The organism is Streptomyces sp. NPDC038135, from assembly GCF_055601245.1.
In genome coordinates this window covers 390,428-408,445 of record NZ_JBVJXS010000001.1, presented here as the reverse complement: position 1 = coordinate 408,445, position 18,018 = coordinate 390,428, and the positions used below count along the sequence as shown (strand labels likewise).

The 18,018-nt window shown below is 70.8% G+C and carries 21 protein-coding genes; 15 read left to right on the top strand and 6 right to left on the bottom strand.

The window, feature by feature from the left end; genetic code table 11:
* Positions 1–70: 70 nt before the first annotated feature.
* The 4 genes from ACZ7JA_RS01920 to ACZ7JA_RS01905 form a co-directional block, all read right to left on the bottom strand.
* Complete coding sequence (locus tag ACZ7JA_RS01920) at positions 71–946, bottom strand: hypothetical protein (protein WP_470806834.1); 876 nt, start codon at positions 944–946, stop codon at positions 71–73.
* Entirely contained in the window at positions 943–2,253 is a 1,311-nt protein-coding gene (locus ACZ7JA_RS01915) for a WXG100-like domain-containing protein (protein ID WP_470806832.1), read from the bottom strand. Before ACZ7JA_RS01915 ends, ACZ7JA_RS01920 begins: the two co-directional genes overlap by 4 nt.
* On the bottom strand, positions 2,250–2,603 hold the full coding sequence (locus ACZ7JA_RS01910; protein WP_470806830.1) for a WXG100 family type VII secretion target: 354 nt from the start codon (positions 2,601–2,603) through the stop codon (positions 2,250–2,252). Before ACZ7JA_RS01910 ends, ACZ7JA_RS01915 begins: the two co-directional genes overlap by 4 nt.
* A gap of 193 nt (positions 2,604–2,796) precedes the next feature.
* Positions 2,797–4,512, bottom strand: a complete 1,716-nt coding sequence (locus ACZ7JA_RS01905; protein WP_470806828.1) for a chitinase — start codon at positions 4,510–4,512, stop codon at positions 2,797–2,799.
* Between the two features lie 345 nt (positions 4,513–4,857).
* Between ACZ7JA_RS01905 and ACZ7JA_RS01900 the strand changes: the two genes are divergently transcribed.
* The 14 genes from ACZ7JA_RS01900 to ACZ7JA_RS01835 all read left to right on the top strand — a co-directional run bounded on the left by ACZ7JA_RS01900 (position 4,858) and on the right by ACZ7JA_RS01835 (position 16,381).
* Positions 4,858–5,700, top strand: coding sequence for a hypothetical protein (locus ACZ7JA_RS01900; RefSeq protein ID WP_450743191.1), 843 nt, complete (start codon positions 4,858–4,860; stop codon positions 5,698–5,700).
* 61 nt (positions 5,701–5,761) lie between these two features.
* Positions 5,762–6,469 carry a Flp pilus assembly protein CpaB gene (gene cpaB / locus ACZ7JA_RS01895; protein ID WP_351662213.1) on the top strand — a complete coding sequence of 236 codons (708 nt, stop codon included), beginning with the start codon at positions 5,762–5,764 and terminating at the stop codon, positions 6,467–6,469.
* 12 nt (positions 6,470–6,481) lie between these two features.
* On the top strand, positions 6,482–7,732 hold the full coding sequence (locus ACZ7JA_RS01890; protein WP_351662215.1) for a CpaE/TadZ family protein: 1,251 nt from the start codon (positions 6,482–6,484) through the stop codon (positions 7,730–7,732).
* An 8-nt stretch (positions 7,733–7,740) separates the two neighbouring features.
* Complete coding sequence (locus ACZ7JA_RS01885) at positions 7,741–8,124, top strand: TadE/TadG family type IV pilus assembly protein (RefSeq protein WP_389303923.1); 384 nt, start codon at positions 7,741–7,743, stop codon at positions 8,122–8,124.
* A 1-nt stretch (position 8,125) separates the two neighbouring features.
* Positions 8,126–8,473 (top strand): TadE/TadG family type IV pilus assembly protein, encoded by a 348-nt coding sequence (locus tag ACZ7JA_RS01880; protein ID WP_470806825.1) that lies wholly within the window; start codon positions 8,126–8,128, stop codon positions 8,471–8,473.
* Between the two features lie 18 nt (positions 8,474–8,491).
* Positions 8,492–9,829: a CpaF family protein gene (locus ACZ7JA_RS01875; RefSeq protein WP_470806824.1), complete on the top strand. Its 1,338-nt coding sequence runs from the start codon at positions 8,492–8,494 to the stop codon at positions 9,827–9,829.
* Positions 9,830–9,835: 6 nt separating this feature from the next.
* The gene (locus ACZ7JA_RS01870) at positions 9,836–10,780 is read left to right on the top strand and encodes a type II secretion system F family protein (RefSeq protein ID WP_470806823.1); all 945 of its coding nucleotides are present in this window, start codon (positions 9,836–9,838) and stop codon (positions 10,778–10,780) included.
* Positions 10,781–10,794: 14 nt separating this feature from the next.
* Positions 10,795–11,682, top strand: coding sequence for a DUF5936 domain-containing protein (locus ACZ7JA_RS01865; RefSeq protein ID WP_351662225.1), 888 nt, complete (start codon positions 10,795–10,797; stop codon positions 11,680–11,682).
* Between the two features lie 20 nt (positions 11,683–11,702).
* Positions 11,703–13,421, top strand: coding sequence for a sensor histidine kinase (locus tag ACZ7JA_RS01860; protein WP_470806822.1), 1,719 nt, complete (start codon positions 11,703–11,705; stop codon positions 13,419–13,421).
* Positions 13,422–13,448: 27 nt separating this feature from the next.
* Complete coding sequence (locus ACZ7JA_RS01855) at positions 13,449–14,204, top strand: response regulator (protein ID WP_470806821.1); 756 nt, start codon at positions 13,449–13,451, stop codon at positions 14,202–14,204.
* Between the two features lie 113 nt (positions 14,205–14,317).
* Positions 14,318–14,548 (top strand): hypothetical protein, encoded by a 231-nt coding sequence (locus ACZ7JA_RS01850; RefSeq protein WP_451792052.1) that lies wholly within the window; start codon positions 14,318–14,320, stop codon positions 14,546–14,548.
* On the top strand, positions 14,548–15,138 hold the full coding sequence (locus ACZ7JA_RS01845; protein WP_470807134.1) for a pilus assembly protein TadG-related protein: 591 nt from the start codon (positions 14,548–14,550) through the stop codon (positions 15,136–15,138). The genes ACZ7JA_RS01850 and ACZ7JA_RS01845 overlap by 1 nt, the downstream gene beginning before the upstream one ends.
* Positions 15,139–15,171: 33 nt before the next feature.
* Positions 15,172–15,750, top strand: coding sequence for a hypothetical protein (locus ACZ7JA_RS01840; RefSeq protein WP_470806820.1), 579 nt, complete (start codon positions 15,172–15,174; stop codon positions 15,748–15,750).
* Between the two features lie 7 nt (positions 15,751–15,757).
* Positions 15,758–16,381: an OmpA family protein gene (locus ACZ7JA_RS01835; protein WP_393437379.1), complete on the top strand. Its 624-nt coding sequence runs from the start codon at positions 15,758–15,760 to the stop codon at positions 16,379–16,381.
* Positions 16,382–16,425: 44 nt separating this feature from the next.
* Here ACZ7JA_RS01835 and ACZ7JA_RS01830 read toward each other — a convergent pair whose 3' ends face one another.
* On the bottom strand, positions 16,426–16,800 hold the full coding sequence (locus ACZ7JA_RS01830; protein ID WP_450751771.1) for a DUF192 domain-containing protein: 375 nt from the start codon (positions 16,798–16,800) through the stop codon (positions 16,426–16,428).
* Positions 16,801–16,937: 137 nt separating this feature from the next.
* Here ACZ7JA_RS01830 and ACZ7JA_RS01825 point away from each other — a divergent pair, with 137 nt between their 5' ends.
* Positions 16,938–17,438: a GNAT family N-acetyltransferase gene (locus ACZ7JA_RS01825; RefSeq protein WP_450751770.1), complete on the top strand. Its 501-nt coding sequence runs from the start codon at positions 16,938–16,940 to the stop codon at positions 17,436–17,438.
* A gap of 26 nt (positions 17,439–17,464) precedes the next feature.
* On the opposite strand, the gene ACZ7JA_RS01820 is transcribed toward ACZ7JA_RS01825, so the two are convergent.
* On the bottom strand, positions 17,465–17,974 hold the full coding sequence (locus ACZ7JA_RS01820) for a DinB family protein (RefSeq protein ID WP_470806819.1): 510 nt from the start codon (positions 17,972–17,974) through the stop codon (positions 17,465–17,467).
* Between the last annotated feature and the right edge of the window lie 44 nt (positions 17,975–18,018).

The window sequence follows — 18,018 nt, the reverse complement described above, 5'->3', positions numbered from 1 at the left end:
AATCGCCCGCCCTGACGGACCGCCGGCGCGGACCGATCCGAGAGCCCGACTCCGCGAGCGCTCAAGACGCTCACCAAGGCAGCGGATCGGGGCGGCGGTCCCACCACCAGCCGCGCCCCGGCGCGATGCCCCGCGCGCGGGCGAGCTCTCGGCACACCTGGTCGGTGTCCTCCACCGTCATCCGCGTGAAGAGGGTGTCCAGGGGCGCAAGAGCGTTCCCGAGCAGCGCGGTAACCGACTCGGGGAGTTGGTCACTTACCTGATCCAGTTCGTCCCTCGCCTCGAGACGTTCGAGATACAGGTCGGACGGAAACCAGCCGCCCGGCGCCCAACCGGCCTCCATCTGCCGGACGAGCTTTTCCCAGGCGCCTAGTCGGTTGCTCGCGTACCAGTGAGGCGTTCCAGGGGCTTTGGCCTCCTCCGGAAAGAGGCGTTGCACGTGTGCGGCGAAGGCGGCGCCTACAGGCGTCGCGACCTGCTGCTCGCGCACCACTTCGGCAATGCGATCGACAGGGACGTGGGGCAGTTCAGCCACCGGGGCCTCGACCACATCGATCGTGTAGCGGGGCTGCTCGTCGTCAGAGGAGTTCAGTCGTGCGCGCGTGATCACCCCGTCCTCTGCGGCCAGCCAGTAAGCGCTCGGCATGGCTTCCTCGGCAGGGAAGAGCACCGCGGATCGCGTTGCGCGGGCAAGCGCGGAGGCCAGTTCCCGCTCGCTCGGCTGCGGCTCCACGGACTCCTGGAGATAGATGTCCAGGGATGTGGACACGTCACCAAGGACCGTCTTCTTCTCGCAAAGCACCAGCGCATCCCAGTTCCGGAGGTCCTGATCGGTGGCCTCGTCGGCGACGTCCACATCCTGCACGCCCACGTGGAAGCACTGCGACAGGGCCAGCGTTACGCGGTCGAGAGACAAGGACTCCAGGATGAGGAGGTCGTACGTCATGGTGAATAGGTCCCGTTGTAGATATCCAGGGCCTTCTCTACGACCCCTGGGTTCCGTGTGAATCGTGGATTCCGCGTCAACTGGGGTGCGGCACTGATGTCACCCTTGGCCTTCACGATCTGCTGAAGAGCGGCGTACTCGTTTCGATCGAGCTTGGCGATTCCTGTGCCGCTGTCTGGATACACCCTCCCCGTGTCCTCCACGCCATAGGTGCGGCCGTTGATCTCATAGCGGTTCGATACCTTGTCGAAGTTTCCCTTGCCGGCGGCAATGTCGGCGACGTCCTGGTTGATTTCCTGTTCGTGGCCGCGAAGGACGACACTGTTGACCTCCTTGACCTCGCCGCTACCCGCTCCGGAGATCGTATGACGGGGGTGCGGGGGTTTGAGATCCTTACCTGCAGCCGGTCCCTTGATGTCGCTCGCCGCTGGCCATGGTCCCTTGCCTAGGCCCCCACTGGTGCCGCCTTCGCTGACTCTCATCGCGTGGGAGTCACCTGTCGCCAGATCACCGGTGACTCCCGAAAGATCACCAGTGACTCCTGCGAGGGCCACGCGCGGTCCAGCAAGATCGGTGTCGATCCCGTCGAAGAAGCTCGAAAGTCCCCCGCTTCGCGCCGCTCGGTAGGTCGCGCCCGCTCCTCCGAGGACGCCACCGGTGAGTGCACCGTACAGTCCCGCCTCACGGGCCTCATCGAGACTCAGCCCGTCCTTCTGCTCACCCAGGGCTATGGAAACCGGCTGGGTGACGGCGAGATCGACCGTGATGGACTCGACCCCGGCGAAGGCCGCCGTGGCCAGAGTGGTCCCTGCGATGGTGGCGATTTCCTCGGTCACCGCTATGCCCAGACCGGCGGCCAAGTCCGCGACCGTGACCGCCGCCGCCGCTGCCGCGCCCTCGGATATACCCGCTGTGAAGACGGCCAGGACGGTGCCGGCTACGACGGTGGCACCGACGATCTCCAACTCGTGTTCCAGCTTTTTCTTCGCCCCATGCACCACGTCGGCGTAGGCATCCAGGGCTTTGGCCATATCGCGCGCTGCATCGGCCAGGTCATGTAGCCACCCGTGCCCGCCGTGGTAATAGCGACGCCAGAACGGGTCGTCGAAGGCGGAGATGGCCTCGCCCTTGTTGTTCTCGATGAGGGAGCGTGCCGCTTTGTTGGCAGCGGATGTGACATCGTCGACATCATCGGCGAAGGATTTCCACGCCTTGGCGGCATCACGCAATCCGCCCTCGTCGGCGTCAGGCCACCACATGCCCGTCATGTCCTGGACGACCTTGCGGGCCTTGTCGGCGACGCTCACTGGCCGCTGTCCTTCGCGCCGTGAGCTACGTGGATCCGGCTGAACATGCCGCGGATCAGCTGCTCGTTGTCTATGTGCCCGTCAGCCATGTCGACCATGGCTTCATGGATGCTGGCCAGACCGTCGACCAGGATCTGGGTGGAGCGCTCGATGCGCTTGACGTGCGGGTCGTAGGCGTTGTGAAACTTTTCGCCCTGTTCGTCGTCCCCCCAAGGAGCGCCGGCTGCGGTCAGTCCTTGTCTCAGCCTACCGAGCGCCTTCGCAAGGGCAACGCTCTGGTGGTGGAAGTCGGGTGCTGTCGCCTTGATGTCGGCGATCTTGATTTCGAGTATCTCGGCGTCCGTACCCATGACTTGACCGGTTCCCCCGTCCGTTGACCGCCCGGACTTCCACCTTAGTAGTCGATCTTTAGTTCACTACTGCAGGACCGCAAAGGGGGAGTAAAGGTACGCCAAGTGGGCGTGATGTCGTTCACCCGCCCCTGAGGCACACACGGAAGCCCGGGCCCCCCGGACCCGGGCTTCCGTTCAGCCGGCGCTGATGTCACGGCATCGCGTGCACATGCGCCCCCACCGCGTTCGACCACGCGTTGCCGGACGAGGCGTCCCAGTTGGTGGACCAGGTCATCGCGCCGCGCAGGTCGGGGTAGGTCCTGGAGGGCTTGAAGGTGCCGCAGCCGGTGCCCTTGGAGAGGCAGTCCAGGGCGTTGTCGACGATCGTCGGGGACACGTAGCCGCTGCCCGCGCCGCTCGTCGAGGCCGGTACGCCGAGGCCGACCTGGGACGGGGAGAGGCCGCCCTCGAGCTGGATGCAGGCGAGGGCCGTCAGGAAGTCGACCGAGCCCTGGCTGTAGACCTTGCCGTCGCAGCCCAGCATGGAACCGCTGTTGTAGTACTGCATGTTGACGACCGTGAGGATGTCCTTGATGTTCAGGGCCGTCTGGAAGTAGGAGTTGGACGTCGACTGCATGTCGATCGTCTGCGGGGCCATCGTGATGACCAGCGACGAGCCCGCCTTCGAGGACAGGGAGCGCAGCGCCTGCGTCATGTACGTGGCGTTGAGACCGTTCTCCAGGTCGATGTCGACGCCGTCGAACCCGTAGGTCTGCATCAGGGAGTAGACGGAGTTCGCGAAGTTCGCCGCCGAGGCCGAGTCGCTGACCGACACCGTGCCGTTCTGGCCGCCGATGGAGACGATGACCTTCTTGCCCGCCGCCTGCTTGGCCTTGATGTCGGCCTTGAACTGGTCGACGGTGTAGCCGCCGAGGCCCGCCGAGTCCAGGTTGAAGGAGACCGCGCCGGGCGTGGTGGTGGCGTCGGCGAAGGCGACCGCGATGATGTCGTAGGCCGCCGGGACGTCGGAGATCTTCTGGACCTTCGCCCCGTTGTTGAAGTTCTGCCAGTACCCGGTCACGGCGTGCTTGGGCAGCGCACCGCCGCCGCCCCCACCCCCGCCGGTGGCCGCCGTCGTCGCCGTCACCGTGCCCGACTTCGCGGACTCGCCGGCCGAGTTGGTCGCGGTGACCTGGAAGGAGTACGAGGTCGACGCGGTGAGGCCGCTGATCGTCGCCGAGGCGCCCGTCACCGCCGTCACCTTCGTGCCGTTGCGGTACACGTTGTAGCCGGTGGCGCCGGACACGGCCGACCAGGACAGGGAGGCGGAGGAGGACGTCGTGCCGGAGACCGTCAGGCCGGAGGGTGCCGAGGGGACGGTGGGGGCCGGGTCGCCGCCACCGCCGCCGTCGGGGCCGTAGACGGAGATGTCGTCGGCGTAGTAGGGGGCCTGGCCGTACCAGCCGTGCGTGTACACCGTGACGGACGTCGTCGACGCGCCGGTGGTGAACGTCGTGGAGAGCTGCTTCCAGGACGCGGTGTCGGGGGTCCAGGTCGAGACGTCCGTCGTGCCCGTGCCGGTGACGCCCAGGTAGGTGTAGCCGCCCTGGACCCATCCGCTCAGCGAGTAGGTGGAGTTGGGCTTCACCGCCACCGACTGGGTGCACTGGGCGTTGTCCTGGCCGGCCGGGGTCGCCTTCAGGGCCGCGGCGCCGGAGTGGACGGGGGAGGAGACCGTCGTGCCGCTGGCGGCCGTACAGGTCCAGTTGCCCAGGCCCGACTCGAATCCGGCGTTGCGGGCGTTGTTGACGTCCGCGGCCGAGGCGGGGGCCGCGGCCAGGCCCGCTGCCGCGAGGGCGAGGGCGGTGGCGGCGGACCAGGTGCCGACGCGCGTGCGGCGTCTGCGTCCGGTCCGGTCCGAGGGCATGGCTGATGCACGGTCCACAGGGGCCTCCGGTGGGGGAGTCGGTGGGGAGGGTGGAGCGGGGGACGGTGGCCACCGTTGGCGTACAAGTTGGTCTAGGCCAATCCGGCTGTCAAGAGGTCCAGACCAAAACCGTCTCCGCTCGGAGGCTCAACCTGTCCGGTTTTGGCGTCACTTGTGCCCGATGAGTTCCACACGAGCTACACAAACGCTGTTCTCCGCTCATTGGGGCGTGGATACAGTGCTCAGGTAGTCACGCAATGAAGTCGTCCCGGCGCGTTGGAGTGACACCGACGAGCCGCGGTGGCGTGAAGGAGCGGGGAGCTGCGCGTGCCAACTGCCATTGCCGTGACCAGTGCCGACATGGCGCTGCCGGCGCAGGACGAACGGACCATGCCGGCCGTCGTGCTGCGCGACCTCGACCGGCGCCCGCTGGAGCAGACCCTCACCGAACTGCACGCGCTGACCGAGCAGTACGGGTACGTCGTCGTCGTGTGCTCGCAGGCCACCCCGGAGCCCGTCGTACGGCGGCTGCACACCCTCCGCTCGCTGCTGGAGAGCGACCGCGTCGCCGTCTTCCGGCCCGAACTCCCCCCGCTCGGCATCGCCGTCCTGGCCCGGCAGCTCAGGCAGCTCGCCTCCTGCGACCTCAGCCCCGGCGTGCTCGCCTCGGCCGGCCGGCTGCTCACCCACTACATCCACGCCGGCGCCGTCCTCGGCTCGGTCGCCCGCCTCGACCGGGTGCCGGTCGGGCTCAAGTCGCACGCCAAGTCCTGGGTGCCGGGCAGCCAGTTCGCCGTCGTCGCCCATCCCGAGCCGCAGCTCGTCCGGATCGCCCCCGGCGCCAGACTCAAGGGGCCCGAGTTCGGCACCTGGATGCTCGTCGCCAAGGGACAGCTGCAGAGCGACTGGATCACCGGGCTCGCCAAGGAGTGGACCGCGCACGCGCTGCGCGAGACCCCGCTGCCCGCCGAGTCGCCGCGCTGGTGGGGCACGGGCCGGATGATCGAGTTCTGCAGCTACCTCGCCGACCTGTCCGTCCTCTACCAACTGGTCACCTCGGTGCGGCAGTCCACCTGCCACTGGTGCGGCCTCGACGTCATCGGCGACCGCTGCGTGTTCTGCTCCGCCACCCCGCCCGGGCACGAGCCGCCCGCGCCGCGCGCCCTGGAGCAACGAACGCCCGCCTGACCAGCACGAACGCCAGATCACATCCCGCTCGACCGATTCCCCCAATGAGGTTGCACGGTTCATGAACTCCCGTCAGCGCCGCGGCGTGATACTCCTGATCCTGTCGGTCCTGTGCGCTCTCGGCGCGTTCGCCGGCGTGCTCTCCGTCGTCCACGACGTGAACTCCAAGGTCGGGCCCGAGGTGACCGCCTACCGGGTCAGGTCCGACGTGAAGCCGTACACCGCGCTGAACACGGGCCAGTTCGAGAAGACCGAGATGCCCAAGCGGTGGCTGTCCGGCAACGCCGTCACCGATCTGCGGCAGCTCCGCGGCAAGATCGCCGTGACCACCCTGCGGGCCGGTTCCCTGCTCCAGACCGACATGATCGTCGACCGGCCCGCCCTCCAGCCGGGCCAGCAGGAGGTCGCCATCATGATCGACGCGGCGACCGGCGTCGCCGGCAAGATCACGCCCGGCTCGCGCGTCAACGTCTATGCCACCTTCGAGGGAAAGAAGGAGGGCGACCCCGACCAGTCGAAGATCATCGTGACCAACGCCCGCGTCCTCGACGTCGGCCGGATCACCGCGCTCGAACCCGACACCGGCAGGGACCGGCAGCAGCCGACCGAGGCCGTCCCGATCACGTTCGCGCTGTCCACCCTCGACGCCCAGCGGATCACCTACGCCGAGTCCTTCGCCCAGCGGGTCCGGCTCGCCCTGGTGGCGCCCGGCGGCCAGACCGGGGTCCCGGACAAGGACCGCACGTACGAACTCGCGACGGACAAGTGAGAGGCGGTCCGCATGCCCACCAGGATCCTCCCGGCCGGCGCCGACCCCGACGCCGTCCGCTCCCTCGTGACGCTGCTCAGCCAGCTTCCCGACGCGGAACCGCAGCCGCCCGTCACCGACTCCACCCAGCTGGTCGACTCCCTCGCCCGGCTCGCCGCCGAGTCGGTCGACGAACTGCCCGAGGTCGTCGTCGTCCACGAACGCATCGGCCCGGTACCGGCGCTGGAGCTGATCCGCGAGGTCGCCCTGCGCTTCCCGGCCGTCGGCGTCATCCTCGTCACCACCGACGCGAGCCCCGGCCTGTTCGCCGCCGCCATGGACTCCGGCGCCCGGGGCCTCGTCCCGCTCCCGCTGTCGTACGAGGAACTCGCCAGCCGCGTCCAGGCCGTCGCCCAGTGGTCCACGGGCGTACGCCGCCACCTCGGGCACGGCGCCGAGACGCTCGGCGGGGCCGGCGGCACGGTCGTCACGGTCAGCGGCGCCAAGGGCGGGGTCGGCGCGACCCTCGTCGCCATCCAGCTCGCGCTCGCCGCCCAGGCCTCCGGCCGGCCCACCGCCCTGGTCGACCTCGACCTGCAGACCGGCGACATCGCCTCCTACCTGGACGTCCAGTTCCGCCGCTCGGTCGTGGACCTGGCCGCCATCAACGACATCTCCCCGCGCGTCCTCGCCGACGCCGTCTTCCGCCACGACACCGGACTCGCCCTGCTCCTCGCCCCCGCCGAGGGCGAACGCGGCGAGGAGGTCACCGACCGCGCCGCCCGCCAGGTCATCAGCGCCCTGCGCTCGCGCTACGAGGTCGTCGTCGTGGACTGCGGCGCCCAGCTCGGCGGGGCGAGCGCGGCGGCGGTGGAGACGGCCGACACCGCGCTGCTGGTGGCCACGCCCGACGTGGTCGCTGTGCGCGCCGCCAAGCGGACCGTGCGCATGTGGGACCGGCTGCAGATCCGCAAGGCGGAGGAGACGACGGTCGTCGTCAACCGGCACACGCGCGGCACGGAGATCCAGCCCCCGCTGGTGCAGCGCATCACCGGAACGGCGCTGGCGCGCACGGCCGTACCCGCCAACTTCAAGGAGCTGCAGGCGGTCGTCGACGCCGGCCGCGTCCACGAACTGGACGCCCGGAGCACCGTCAAGCAGGCCCTGTGGGCGCTCGCCGGGGAACTGGGCCTGGCGAAGGCCCCCGAGGGCCCGTCCCACCGCGGCGGCGGCCGGCCGCGCGGCGACCGCGGCCCGGTGAGCTTCCGGCGGCGGAAGGAGTGAGGGCCCCGATGAGACGCCTGCGCGGTGACGACCGGGGCCAGGTCGCCGTCGAGTTCTTGGGTATGACCCCGCTGATCGTGCTCACGCTGGTGCTGATGTGGCAGTGCGTGCTCGTGGGGTACGCCTACACGCTCGCGGGGAATGCTGCCGACGAGGGTGTGCGGGCGGGCACGGCGGCACACCGGGGTGAGCGCTTCGGCGCGTGCCGGCAGGCGGCGCTGAAGCACCTGTCGGGGGCCTGGCGGGAGGGCGCCGAGGTGACGCGGTGCGGCGGGGAGGGCTATGTGACCGCCGACGTGGCGCTGAAGGTCCCCGTCCTCTTCCCCGGCTCCATCGACTTCCCCGTCACGGTGCACGGCCACGCCGGAGCCGTCGAGGAGGTGAAGGACTGACATGCCACGCAGGGGACGCGACCTGGGCCAGGTGGCCATCGAGTACCTGGGGTTCATCCCCGTCCTGCTGGTCGTCGGCCTCGCCGGCTTCCAGATCGGGGCGATCGCCTACGCCGCCGAGCAGGCCGGCACCGCCGCGCGGGCCGGGGCGCGGGCCGAGTCGCTGGGGCAGTCCGCCCAGCAGGCGTGCGCGCGGGCCGTCAGCGGGGGACTGACCGTGACCTGCGGCGCGAGCGGGGGAGGAGCCGACTCGGTCACCGTCACCGCCTCCGTCTCCATCCCCTCGGTCGTCCCGGGCTGGCACTTCGACCCCGCCGAGAAGTCCGCCACCATGCCCCGCGACCACTGACCGAGGAGAGGCGAACCCATGAGCCTGCGGGCACGCATCAACTCCCCCGAGGAGCAGGGCACCCGGGGTGAGGACACGCATCTCGTCGCCTCCTACCGGGCCAAGCTGCTGGAGGAGATCGACCTCGCCGAGATGAGTTCGCTCGCCGCCGCCGAGCGCAGGGCGCGGCTCGAACGGGTGCTCGGGCACATCATCAGCCGCGAGGGCCCGGTGCTCTCCACCGCCGAGCGCTCCCAGCTCATCCGGCGGGTGGTGGACGAGGCGCTGGGCCTCGGCATCCTCGAACCCCTGCTGGAGGACGCCTCCATCACCGAGATCATGGTGAACGGCCCCGACGCGATCTTCGTCGAACGCGGCGGCCGCGTCGAGCAGCTCCCGCTGCGCTTCGCCTCCGCCGACCAGCTCATGCAGACCATCGAGCGGATCGTGTCGACGGTCAACCGCCGGGTGGACGAGTCCAACCCGATGGTGGACGCCCGGCTCCCCTCCGGCGAGCGGGTCAACGTCATCATCCCGCCGCTGTCCCTGACCGGCCCCACCCTCACCATCCGCCGCTTCCCGCGCTCCTTCACCCTCCAGGAGCTGATCGGCTTCGGCTCGCTCGACGAGCCCATGGTGTTCCTGCTGGCCGGACTGGTGCAGGCCAAGTTCAACATCATCGTCTCCGGGGCCACCGGCACCGGCAAGACCACCCTGCTCAACGCCCTGTCCGGGCTCATCCCGGCGCACGAGCGCATCATCACCATCGAGGACTCCGCCGAACTCCAGCTCCAGCAGACCCACGTGGTCCGGCTCGAGTCACGCCCGCCGAACGTCGAGGGCAAGGGCCAGGTCACCATCCGGGACCTGGTGCGCAACTCCCTGCGCATGCGGCCCGACCGCATCGTCGTCGGCGAGGTCCGCGGCGGCGAGTCCCTCGACATGCTCCAGGCCATGTCCACCGGCCACGACGGCTCGCTGGCCACCGTGCACGCCAACAGCGCGGAGGACGCCCTCACCCGGCTGCAGACCCTCGCCTCCATGTCCGACGTCGAGGTGCCCTTCGTCGCGCTGCACGACCAGATCAACAGCGCCGTCGACGTCATCGTCCAGCTCACCCGGGTCGCCGACGGCGCCCGCCGCATCACCGAGATCGCCCTGCTCGACAGCCACGGTGGCGACCCGTACCGGCTCGCCACCGCCGCCCGCTTCCACGCCCGGCCCATGACCGCCGAAGGCCGGGTGTACGGCGCCTTCGAGTACCACCCGCTGCCCCGCCGCGCCGCCGACCGCCTCCACATGGCCGGCCAGCCCATCCCGCAGGCCTTCGGCGTCGCCCACTCCGCGGAGCAGCTCGCCACCCGAGAAGCCAGGTAGGCCCCCATGGAACTCCACACGCTCGTACGGCTCACCACCGGTGTCGCCCTGCTGACCTGCGTCCTGGCCGTCGCCGGCATCCACACCTACGCCGCGGGCCGGGCCCAGCGCGCCGCCCTCGTCGACCGGCTCGCGCTCACCGGACCCGACTCCGCCCCCGGCCGCCGGCGCCGCTTCCACTCCCTGGACCGCCGGCTGCGCCGCACCGCACTCGGCCGGAAACTCGAACTGCGGCTGGCCGCGACCGGCCTGGACGTCACCCCGGGCGAGTTCTTCGCCTACATGCTCGCCACGGTCGCATCGCTCTGGCTCATCGGACAGGCCACCCTGGCCCCCTTCTTCGGCCCGCTCGCCGGCCTGCTCGGCATCTGGGCGGCCGTCCAGTTCCTCAACTGGCAGCGGCAGAAACGCATCGAGCGCTTCATCAACCAGCTCCCCGAACTGGCCCGCATCCTCGCCAACGCCACCCAGGCCGGCCTCGCGCTGCGCACCGCGATCGGCATGGCGGCGGAGGAACTGGAGGCGCCCGCGGGTGAGGAACTGGCCAAGGTCTCCGACCAGCTGGCCATCGGCCACTCCCTGGACGACGCCCTCGGCGAGCTCGCCGACCGGCTGCCCTCCCGCGAACTGGTCGTCCTCGTCACGACCCTGGTGCTGTCCAACCGGGCGGGCGGCCAGGTCGTCTCGGCCCTGCGCAACCTCACCGAGACCCTCGAGGAACGCAAGGAGACCCGGCGCGAGATCCGCACCCAGCTCTCCCAGGTGACGATGACGTCGTACGCCGTCCCCGTCCTCGGCATCGGCGCGCTGTTCCTGATGAACGGGGTGAAGGACGGCGCTCTGGACCGCATGACCGGCTCACCGGTCGGCCAGGCCTGCGTGATCATCGCGTTCGCCCTGTACGCCGTCGGCTTCGTCCTCATCCGCCGGATGAGCCGGATCGACGTGTGAGGGGGGCTGACCTGATGGCATACCTGCTGGCCCTGCTGATGGGCCTCGGCGTCTGGGGCGTCTTCGCCGGCGTCCGGATGTACCGCGCGGACGCGAAACTGCCCGGCGACCTCGCGCTGGCCCTGGAGGTCGGCGCCACCCGAACCGGCGCGGTGGACTCGGTGATCGACCGCATGGGCATGCGCTACGCCCCGGCCGTGCTGCGGCTGATGGGCCCGCGCCTGGTCGCCCGGTACCGCCGCAGGATCGACCTCGCGGGCAACCCCGGCGGCCTCACCATCGACCGCTACGCGGCCCGGCGCGCGGTGTACGGCGCGCTCGGCGGCGTCGGCTTCCTGGTCTTCCTGCTGCGCGGGCAGTGGTTCGTCGCCCTGCTCCTGCTGCTGTTCGGGGCGTTCTGGACGGAGGTCGGCATCTGGTCGGCGATCCGCGTCCGCAAGGACGTCATCGAGCGGACCCTGCCGGACTTCCTGGACGTGCTCGCGGTGGTGGTGAGCGCGGGGCTCGGCTTCCGCCAGGCGCTGGACCGGGTGGCCACCCGCTACGAGGGCCCCTGGGCGGACGAACTGCGCATCACGCTGCGCCAGATGGACCTCGGCATGAGCCGCCGCCAGGCCTTCGCGGAGCTGCGGCGCCGCAACGACTCCGAACAGGTGGCGATGTTCGTGACGGCACTGCAGCAGGGCGAGGAACTGGGCGCGCCGATCGTCGACACCCTCGTCTCCCTCGCCAAGGACATGCGCCGCACGGACGCCCAGAACGCCCGCCGCAAGGCCGCACGCGCGGTCCCCAAGGCCACCCTGATGATCACCACGTTCATGGTTCCGGCGACGATGCTGCTGCTGGGCGCTGGCCTGCTGCTTGGCTCCGGCGTCGACTTCGGCTCCCTGACGGGCGAGTAGGCGGGGGCGGGGTGACCACCATGACGCCGGCGAAGGGGACCACGGGCCGCCGGCACTGGCGCGGCCGGGCGGGAGCCGCGGGCCGCCCGTACCGGCGCGGCCGGGCGGAGGACGCGGGCCCGGGCGCCGGGGCCGGACGGCCCGCGGCGGGCGGTGACACCGGCCGCGGCCCCGCCGACGGCGCCGGCGGCGACGCGCACCCGGTGGGCGGCCGGGCGTACCCGCCCTCACCCGACCCCGAGAAGCTGCAGGTCCGCGCCCTGCAGGCGATGTGCAGGCAGGTCTTCGGGTTCCGCCTCGCCATGATCGTCCTCGCGGCCCCGGCCGCCCTGCTCAACGCGTCCCCCGGCCTGGGCGTCCGCCTGGTCGGCGCGGCCGTCGTCGTCACCTTCATGGTGTCCTACGTGCTGTTCCGCGACTGGGAACGCTTCGGACCCCTGCTGCTGCGCCACCCCAGCCTGCTGGCCGCCGACACCCTCTTCGGCTCCCTCCCGCTGGTCTCCGCGGGCCCGGACACCACCCTCGCCTACGTCAGCGTCTGCACCCCGCTGCTCGCCGGCCTGGTCTACGGCTGGCGGGGCGCGGCCTGCTTCGCCTCGCTCCAGTCCCTGATCCTGCTGCTGGTCCACGCCACCCTCCAGGCCGACCAGCGGGCGGGCGTCGCCGAGTCCCTGCTGCTGCCCGGCCTGTGCGTCGTCACCGGCGCGATGGGCTCGACCCTGCGCAACCTGATGCTCCGCTACGGCGCGGCGACGCAGGCGCTCACCGCGGTGCAGGCCCGCCTGGCGGCGACGGAGGCGGTGCACGCCGAACGTGCGCGGCTGGCACGCGAGATGCACGACTCGGTGGCCAAGACCCTGTACGGCGTTGCCCTCGCGGCCGACGGCCTGGCGGCGACCGCGTCGGCCGGCGCCCCGGACCCGGCCCGGGTCCGCCGCCAGGCCGACCTGGTGTCCCGCTCGGCCCGCAGGGCGGCGGCGGAGTCCCGGGAGCTCCTGGAGGACCTGCGCCGCGACGACTCCCCGGCGGCGCCGCGCACCGACCTCTGGGCCCAGGTGACGTCCCGCGCCACGGACTTCGCCGCCCGCACCGGCCTGCCGGTGACCTGCCGCCGGACGGACGACCCCCGGACCCCCCTCCCGCCCCTGGCCGCACCCCTCGCCCGCCACCTCCTCGCCATCGCAACGGAGGCGCTGGAGAACGCCCACCGCCACGCGTCGGCGACCCGCGTGGAGCTGACCGCGGGGGTCGAGGGCGATCTGCTCCGCCTGTCCGTCCACGACGACGGCGACGGCCTGCCCTCCGGCACGACACTGGACGCCCTGCGCCGCGCCGGCCACTTCGGCCTGCTCGGCATGGTCGAGCGCGCCGCCGCGGCGGGGGCCCGCATCCGCATCGGCCGCGGCGGCAACGCCCGCGGCACGGAGGTCAGGGTGGAACTGCCTCTGCGTCCGGCACAGTCGGCGGTGCCGGGGCAGGCGGCGCGGTCCGGGCAGCCAGCGGTGTCCGGGCAGCCGGCGCGGTCGGGGCAGCCGGTGCGGCCCGGGCAGCCAGCGGTGTCCGGGCAGCCGGCGGTACCGGGGCAGTCGGCGTTGTCGGGGCAGCCGGTGCGGTCCGGACAGCCAGCGGTGTCCGGCCTGCCGCCGCCGTCCGGGCAGCCGGTGCGACCCGCGCAGTCCGCTGGACCCGCGCAGCCCTCTGGGCCCGCGAGACCCGACGCCACACCCGAGAAAGCCTGAGTCCTTGAGCCCGAGAGGAGGCACCCGATGCAGCACCTGAACCCCGGCCCGGACTTCCCGCCGGGCACCGTCACGGCCCCCCTCCGCCTCGTGGTGGCCGACGACAACCCGGTCATCCGCGCGGGCCTCACCGCCCTCCTCTCCGACCGTGAGGACACCACGGTGGTGGCGGAGGCGGCGGACGGCCGCGAGGCGTACGAGGCGGCACTGGTCCACCGCCCCGACGTCGTCCTCCTGGACGTCCGCATGCCCGGAGTCGACGGAATCTCGGCATTGCCCCACCTGGTACGCCTGGCCCCGGTCATGATGCTGACGTACAGCCACGAGACGGAGACCGTACGGGAGGCGCTGCGGCTGGGGGCGGGGGGTTACCTGGTGCACGGTGAGTTCACGACGGAGCAACTGGTGAGGGCGGTGCGCGACGTACGCGAGGGACGGCCGCATGTGACGCCGGGAGCGGCGCGGGCGCTGGTGAACGGGGTGCGGGAGAGTGCACCTGCACATGCGAAGCCGGAACTGCCGCCTTTTCTGGGCCTCGTTCCACCCCAAAACCTTTCGCAACTGCAACCGGATGTGGGACAGTCTTATCGGTCGCGGTTCCAACTGAGCGGCAGGGAGGCGGAGATCATGGACCTCATCGCGTCCGGCATGACCAACCAGCAGATCGCTGCCGCCTGCTTCATCAGCGAGAAGACCGTCAAGAACCACATCAACCGCATCTTCGCCAAACTCCACAGCACGACGAGGTCCCAGGCGGCCGCCAAGTGGCTGGGGGTGGCCTGAAATGGCCGACCGGGGGCGGGGCTGGGCCCGGGAATGGGTCCTGGGGCCCTTAGAGGGGCACCTTGTCGGGGCTTACGTTTCCGGGGTCGGAAGCGAAGGCGGAGGGAAACACCGTGAGCGATCTGTTGCTGAAAACGGCTGTGGCGACCAAAGTGCGTGTGAACGGCTGGAAGAACACGACGGTCGCAGCGATTCAGCGACGGGCCGGGGACAAGGGACAGACGGCCGTCGAGTATCTGGGCATCATCGCGGTCGTGGTCGCGATCGTCTTGGCGATCACCGGTACGGATATCGGCAAGACGATTCTCGACAAGATCAAGACCAAGATCACGGAAATCACCTGATCGACCGGCGAGTCCACGGCGACTCAGGGCAGGCCTTCCCCATCTACATCACGGTGGTGGCAGGCCTGCTCTTTCTTGCGTTCGCCTACCTTGCGGTCGGTCAGGCCGCGGTGAACCGGGGCGGAGCCCAGACCGCAGCCGACGCGGCAGCGCTCGCAGCGGCTCAGGAGGCACGGGACCAGCTCGTCGGCATGTGGGTGGACGCCCTGTCGGACCCCACCAAGTGGGCGGACATCTTCGAGGGCAAAGGCGTCGACGATCCGTGCTGGCGAGCCGAACAACTGGCCGCGGAGAACGACGCCCACGTCAACTCCTGTGACCCCGAGCTGCTCCGATACACGGTCGAAGTCCAGACCGACAAGACGGTCGGAGACTCCGTCGTGCCCGGGACCGAGAACATCAAGTCGACCAAGTCCGCGACAGCGGTCATCGAGCCCCTGTGCGGGTTCGATCCTCCCGGTGAGGACGACACGACTGATGTGCTGCCCCGCCTCACCTGCAAGGGTGGGAAGGATTGGGAACCGGATCCGGACGACCGAGCGGGGCTGCCGAAACCCCAGGACCTCTTCGATGTTCACCTGGCCGACTGACAAGCGCACGACGATCGAGAAGGAAGCAGAGTCATGAGCATTCGGTTCGCTGCGCAGGCCCGCAGGGGGCTGTTCGCGCTCACCCTGTCGACCGGTCTGGTGCTCGGTGCGGCCGCCTGCGGTGGCAGTGGCGATGACGCCAAGCCGGATACTTCGACGTCCGCTTCAAAGAGCGGCGGTTCCCGGCCGAGTGCTCAGGAGGGCCAGTCCGCCGAGCCGTTGGCCGAGCTGCGAGGTCCGGACGGCTTGTCCTTGTCGATCACGTCGGCGGAGCGTGACGCCGGCGGCTTCGTCACCGTTAACGCGCAACTCAAGAACGACGGTGGTAAGGACGCGGTTCTCTCGTCACAACTCAGCGGCAACGAGACCGAGATCATGAAGAACGGCCAGTCCTTCGGCGGCGCCACGCTGGTGGACTCGAAGGGCAGGAAGCGGTACTACGTGCTCCGTGACACGGAAGGGCGCCCGCTGACCACGACCGGCGTGCAGACTGTCAAGAGTGGTGACACCGTCCCCATCTTCATGCAGTTCCCCGCACCACCTGCGGGCACAGCCCAGGTCAGCTTCCAGTTGCCGACCTTCTCCAGCGCCTCCATCCAGATCTCCGGGTGAGGCCGAAGTGACCACCACACCCCGCCTCACCCTCACCCTCACCACAGCCGTCCTCCTCGCCGCGGCCAACCTCTCGCTGGCCCGTGCCGACGACACCTCCCCCAGCGACCCCCCGGGCACGGAACCCTCCGCCACTGCGCCTGTGAAGGTGGACCCCACCGATCCGGATCTCAAGCTCCCCGAGGGGGCCACCCTCGCCGAGCCCAAGGTGCTGGACATCAAGTCGGTCGTGGAGGACCAGAGCGGGGACGAGCGGCGCGAGGACACCAACGCCGACGTCACCTTCGCTCTGCAGGCCGAGGTCCTCTTCGGCAAGGACAGCGCCAAGCTGAGCGGCGAGGCGAAGGCCCGTATCGCGACCATCGTCGACGAGATCGAGAAGCAGCACGCGACCCGGGTCCGCGTCTTCGGCTTCACCGACGACCTCGGCTCCTCCGCCCACGGCGACGTCCTGTCCCGGCAGCGCGCCAACGCCGTGCAGGCCGTGCTCGACCAGGACCTGAACGACCCGAACGTCACCTTCGAGGTGCGCGGCTACGGCGAGCAGTACCCGATCGCGGACAACTCGACCGAGGCGGGCAGGAAGAAGAACCGCCGCGTGGAGGTGTCCTTCCCCCGCACCGACGGCTGACAGGCCCCGCCCGGAACCCGAGACCCCGAACCGAGACCCCGCGCCTACGCCGGCTCCACCGCGATCTCGACCCGCGCCCCCGCCACCAGCCCCCACCCCGCCATGGCCCCCGCCTCCGCCTCCAGCACATGGCGGGACCGGAGCCGGGGCAGGCCCAGGCGGCCGGGGCTCATCGTGCGGACGGCCAGGACGGTGAGGCCGCGGTCGAGGTAGGCGACGTCGATGGGGAAGCGCATGCGGAAGGTGTGCACGCTGCTCGCGGGGGACAGCAGCATCGCCCCGGCGAGCGAGTCACGGCCCAGCAGCCCCCTCGTCCGCGCCCGGTAGGACGTCGCCGTCTCCAGCGGGACCGTGACCGCCGCCCCGCCCCCGGCCGGCCGGACCACCAGCCGCCCCCGCCCGTCCCGCCACCGCGTCATCCCGAGCCCACCTCCGCGGTGACCGTACCCGCCGGAGGACGGGCGAAGCGCTGACGGGCGCGCACGTGAAGGAGTCGTCCCGGCGGAGCCGCGGGAGGCGGACGGCGTTGTCAGTGGCGGCTGCCACACTGCACCGCATGACCGACGAACACAGCGATGTGAGGCACGGCGATGTGCGTCTGCGCGAGGTGGTGGACGACGACCTCCTCGTCCTGCACGCCTACGAGAACGACCCGGAGGCGGTCCGGCGGTCGAAGTTCACCCCCCGGCCGCTGGACGCCTTCCTGAAGCACTGGCGGGAGCGGATCCTCCGCGACCCCGACAGCCTGGTGCGCACGGTCACCGTCGACGGCGAGGTGGCCGGCAGCGTCGTCTCCTGGACCGCGAAGGACGGGCGCAGATTCGTCGGCTACTGGCTCGGCCGCCCGTACTGGGCGCGCGGGGTGGGGACGCGCGCCCTCGGCCTCTTCCTGGAGCTGGAGCGGGTCCGGCCGCTGTACGCCGACCCCTTCTCCGGGAACACCGCGTCCGTCCGCCTGCTGGAGAAGCACGGCTTCCAGCACGTCGGCACGGACCGGGACGGCGACGACGTGTTCGCCGTGCTCGCCCTCCGGAACCCTCCCGCGCAGGGCCGGTGACGGGACACCGCACCGGCCCCCGGTGGTCAGCCGGCCGCCGGGCGGTGGTCGCCCGTGGCCCCGTCGATCAGTTCCCGCATGATGTCCATGTGGCCGGCGTGCCGGGCTGTTTCCGTGGTCATGTGGACGAGGGTCCAGCGCAGGGAGACGGGCCGGTCCCGCCAGGCGGGGCGGCCCAGGGCGTCCAGGGGCAGCTCGGCGATCATCCGGTCGGCGGCGGTCCGGGCGCGGCCGTAGAAGTCGACGATGCGGCCCGTCGTCTCGTCGGGGGCGATCCGCAGGTCCTCGTCCGTGTACGGGTCGAACCACAGGGGTTCCACCTCGCCGCCGAACGTGCCCACGAACCAGCCGTACTCCACCGAGGCCAGATGCTTGACCAGGCCGAGCAGGGTGGTCCCGGTCGGTGTCATGGGGCGCCGCAGCTGTTCGTCGTCCAGGCCGTCGAGCTTCCAGAGCACGGCGTCCCGGTGGCGGTCCAGGCTCGCGCGCAGGATGTCCTTCTCTTCCGCGGGGCTGCCGGCGGGTGAGTTCGTCATGGACGCGGAAATTAGCAGGACCCCATGACAACGGGGCTGTCACG

Excerpts from the sequence above, each read along its gene's own strand:
- ACZ7JA_RS01920 (WP_470806834.1), bottom strand. The coding sequence starts at position 946 with ATGACGTACGACCTCCTCATCCTGGAGTCCTTGTCTCTCGACCGCGTA.
- ACZ7JA_RS01910 (WP_470806830.1), bottom strand. The coding sequence starts at position 2,603 with ATGGGTACGGACGCCGAGATACTCGAAATCAAGATCGCCGACATCAAG.
- ACZ7JA_RS01905 (WP_470806828.1), bottom strand. The coding sequence starts at position 4,512 with ATGCCCTCGGACCGGACCGGACGCAGACGCCGCACGCGCGTCGGCACC.
- cpaB (WP_351662213.1), top strand. The coding sequence starts at position 5,762 with ATGAACTCCCGTCAGCGCCGCGGCGTGATACTCCTGATCCTGTCGGTC.
- ACZ7JA_RS01890 (WP_351662215.1), top strand. The coding sequence starts at position 6,482 with ATGCCCACCAGGATCCTCCCGGCCGGCGCCGACCCCGACGCCGTCCGC.
- ACZ7JA_RS01885 (WP_389303923.1), top strand. The coding sequence starts at position 7,741 with ATGAGACGCCTGCGCGGTGACGACCGGGGCCAGGTCGCCGTCGAGTTC.
- ACZ7JA_RS01880 (WP_470806825.1), top strand. The coding sequence starts at position 8,126 with ATGCCACGCAGGGGACGCGACCTGGGCCAGGTGGCCATCGAGTACCTG.
- ACZ7JA_RS01875 (WP_470806824.1), top strand. The coding sequence starts at position 8,492 with ATGAGCCTGCGGGCACGCATCAACTCCCCCGAGGAGCAGGGCACCCGG.
- ACZ7JA_RS01870 (WP_470806823.1), top strand. The coding sequence starts at position 9,836 with ATGGAACTCCACACGCTCGTACGGCTCACCACCGGTGTCGCCCTGCTG.
- ACZ7JA_RS01865 (WP_351662225.1), top strand. The coding sequence starts at position 10,795 with ATGGCATACCTGCTGGCCCTGCTGATGGGCCTCGGCGTCTGGGGCGTC.
- ACZ7JA_RS01860 (WP_470806822.1), top strand. The coding sequence starts at position 11,703 with ATGACGCCGGCGAAGGGGACCACGGGCCGCCGGCACTGGCGCGGCCGG.
- ACZ7JA_RS01855 (WP_470806821.1), top strand. The coding sequence starts at position 13,449 with ATGCAGCACCTGAACCCCGGCCCGGACTTCCCGCCGGGCACCGTCACG.
- ACZ7JA_RS01840 (WP_470806820.1), top strand. The coding sequence starts at position 15,172 with ATGAGCATTCGGTTCGCTGCGCAGGCCCGCAGGGGGCTGTTCGCGCTC.
- ACZ7JA_RS01830 (WP_450751771.1), bottom strand. The coding sequence starts at position 16,800 with ATGACGCGGTGGCGGGACGGGCGGGGGCGGCTGGTGGTCCGGCCGGCC.
- ACZ7JA_RS01825 (WP_450751770.1), top strand. The coding sequence starts at position 16,938 with ATGACCGACGAACACAGCGATGTGAGGCACGGCGATGTGCGTCTGCGC.
- ACZ7JA_RS01820 (WP_470806819.1), bottom strand. The coding sequence starts at position 17,974 with ATGACGAACTCACCCGCCGGCAGCCCCGCGGAAGAGAAGGACATCCTG.